The sequence below is a fragment of the Methylibium sp. genome (assembly GCF_013817345.1).
Classification (GTDB): domain Bacteria; phylum Pseudomonadota; class Gammaproteobacteria; order Burkholderiales; family Burkholderiaceae_C; genus Methylibium.
On the sequence record NZ_JACDCW010000204.1, the window covers coordinates 1 to 2,191 of the forward strand.

A 2,191-nucleotide genomic window follows, 5' to 3' on the forward strand; every position below is an offset into this window, starting at 1 on the left:
GCGAACGCCCGATCGCTCCAGGCAGGCTCGACCTGATCGGCATGCTCTACTGCCAGCGCCATGCCGGCATCGCGGCGCGCAATGGCGTCGGCTATGCGCTCATCCATGTGCCATCTCCTGAATCAGGCTGGCGCAGCGCTTGGCGGCCAGTGCGGCCCGCTCCCGGTCAGTCTTGGTGACGGGCCGGCCGCCGGCCAGATCGGTCAGCACCACCCATGCAATCAGGGTTTCCGTTTCGAGCGCCGCGGCCAGGTCGCCGACCCGCCACGGTTTACGCACGGGCGGCTTGTTGTTGTCGTCGGTGCGCGGCGGGAACAGCGCGTCGATCTCCAGATGGACGGCGCTGATGATCGAATACACATCGCAGCCGGCGTGGCATTTCAAGAGCACCCGCCCGATTTCCGGCTCGAAGATCGCCAGCGTGCGTGTGCCGTGCTTGCTCTCGTGCGCCGGGCAGATGGCGCGCCATCGTGGCGCCTTGCCGGTCACGCCTTTGAGCCTGTCGAGGATCGCCGGGCCGTTCATTTTGGCCTCCGGGCACACCGCTTGCCATGCCCCACATCAGCCAAAAGCTCTATGGACTTATGTAGATCGCGGAGTAAGAATTGCCCAACCATGAAAAACCCCGCTACTCGTTGGAAGAAAAAGAGGCCGGCACCGTGGCGTTAGCACACGGGCCGGCCGAAATGCCCTCTGGCACGAGGAGACGAACAGCGCCAGAGGGTGTTGCGCGGCGCTTCATGCCCAGGGCAACCTTTTCCATAGTCCGAACCTGGGGCATCCGTCCGGTTTTGTCGTACTTGATCGCACGCAGCGTCGAGAACGAAACACCCGTCCGAAATGCAATGTAATCAAGCTCTTGGTGCGTGGCATTGCGAACTAGATCGAACGTCTTTCTGTAGTTCATTTGCCAGTCTACTCAACAATGTAGAACGGAGTCTACATCCATGCTGATATCGTTTGCAAGACAATTTTCACTTATGTCAAAAACTTTCTCTGAGCGCGTCTTATTGGCCCGTAAGGCGCCGCGGGCTTTCGCAGTCGGAACTGGCGAAGCTGTGCGACATGCCGCCGTCGTCGATCGGCAACATCGAGCAGCGACTGAGCAAGTCGTCTCTAAAGATCGTGCAGCTAGCACGCGCGCTGCGGGTTCGCCCCGAATGGCTTGCCACCGGAATGCTGCCGATGGAAGCCTACAACGCCGAAGTCGCAGAAGTGACCCTGAAGCTCGCGCGCCGTATCGAGTCCCTGTCGCCGCCGCAGTTGAGTGCAGTCATGGCGATGGTCGATGCCTTCACGTCCGCCACCATCGAGCTGGAACAAGAACCAGCCCGCCGCAAGACCGCGGCTTAAGAAAGTCCCTGCGCGCCGACGAACGGCGCCTTTTTTTGCCCGCGCCCTACAGAAAAGAGTTGACTTGGATACTCATACGTGTAGCCTATAGGTTGTTGCACTCTCCAAATAAAACAGAACAGGAGAAACACGAATGAACGCCTTTCAAGCGATGACGCTCTGCGCTGCGCGGCAAATGGAAAGACTGGCCGAGCGACTGGGCGCCGACGTAAGGCCCGGTCATCCGGACTACATCAGCAAGAAAGATGCGGCCCTATTGGCAGCTTCTCTTGCGGCAGAGTTCACCAAACTCGCCGATAGTCAAGATAGTCAAACAGAGAATCGCGCCGCCTACGCCTGCCGTGCTGCGTGTGCGCTCACCGAGGTGGTGCCGTCCGCTGCCGCGCCTGATCTGCTCAAAGCGCTGAAAGGGATCATGGACTACGCCGCGACGGGCGCGCGGGTCAGTGACGTGGATACCAGCGAGCAGCCGCAGTTCGTCAATGCCTATGCCGCTATCGCCAGGGCAGAGGGGCAAGTATGACTATCTGGCGGCTAACGAAAACCGGCGTTGCCGCGTACCAGTGGCAAACCGAGGATGGGCGCGGCATTGTGCATAGCCGCGTTGCCGGCATCACTTACTTAGCGATGGTAGACGGCCGATATGTAGGCAAGCGCTACCGCACGAAGGAAGCGGCAATGTTGGCGGCCGCGAAAGCTATCGCAAAAGCGGAGGCTACATGAACGCCAAACCCATCGACGACGACGTACTGCGCCAGATCGCCCAAAGCGAAATGCCGGCGCCCATGCTGCTGCCGCTCGACTACGCGGCGCTGGCCCAGGTCAAGTTGTTCATGGA

At 60.3% G+C, this 2,191-nt stretch carries 4 protein-coding genes; 2 read left to right on the forward strand and 2 right to left on the reverse strand.

Features of this window, described 5'->3' with window-relative positions; genetic code table 11:
• Positions 1-99 precede the first annotated feature (99 nt).
• Positions 100-489 (reverse strand): hypothetical protein, encoded by a 390-nt coding sequence (locus H0W40_RS19915; protein WP_292449663.1) that lies wholly within the window; start codon positions 487-489, stop codon positions 100-102.
• A 139-nt stretch (positions 490-628) separates the two neighbouring features.
• The gene (locus H0W40_RS19920) at positions 629-907 is read right to left on the reverse strand and encodes a hypothetical protein (RefSeq protein ID WP_292449665.1); all 279 of its coding nucleotides are present in this window, start codon (positions 905-907) and stop codon (positions 629-631) included.
• 53 nt (positions 908-960) lie between these two features.
• Between H0W40_RS19920 and H0W40_RS19925 the strand changes: the two genes are divergently transcribed.
• Entirely contained in the window at positions 961-1,353 is a 393-nt protein-coding gene (locus H0W40_RS19925) for a helix-turn-helix transcriptional regulator (protein WP_292449667.1), read from the forward strand.
• Positions 1,354-1,486: 133 nt separating this feature from the next.
• A complete protein-coding gene (locus H0W40_RS19930) occupies positions 1,487-1,876 on the forward strand; it encodes a hypothetical protein (RefSeq protein ID WP_292449669.1) in 390 nt (129 codons plus the stop codon).
• Positions 1,877-2,191 lie beyond the last annotated feature (315 nt).